General features: G+C 44.5%; 1 protein-coding gene. It reads left to right on the forward strand.

Annotated features, from left to right (window positions below):
• Positions 1 to 221: hypothetical protein (locus ACTHUE_RS20470; RefSeq protein ID WP_440424327.1), on the forward strand; the 221-nt coding region annotated here is incomplete at its 5' end.
• Positions 222 to 440 lie beyond the last annotated feature (219 nt).

Genomic DNA, 440 nt, shown 5'->3' on the forward strand with positions numbered 1-440 from the left:
TTGTGGTTTTGGGGTGTGGTGGGTTGGTGTTGGGGTGTTGGGTTGTGTTGTTGGTGTGGGTTTTTGGGTGGGGTTGGTTTGTTGTTTTTGGGGTGTTTTTTGTTTGTTGGGTGGTGGTTTTTTTGTGTGGGGTTGTTGGGTTGTTGTGTTTTGTTTTTGTGTTTGTTTGGTTTGTTGGTTTTGTGGTTGGGTTGTTTTTTGTTGTTGTGTTGTTGGTCTGATTTCTGGTTGGGTTTGGGTGGTTTTTGGGTTTTTTTGTTGTTCTTTGGTGGGGGATCGTTCTGGTTGAGCTGCTTATTGTGTGTGGTTCTTGGTCTGGGTTGTGGGTTTGGGTTGGAGTTTCAGGGGTGTTGGGGTGGTATTTTGAGGACGGCTTTATAGAGACTGGCGTTTTTGTTTTGGGGTTTTTTGTTTGTTTTACGCAAGTGGCTTTGAAGTCC

The sequence above is a fragment of the Neisseria sp. P0021.S005 genome (genome assembly GCF_051956955.1).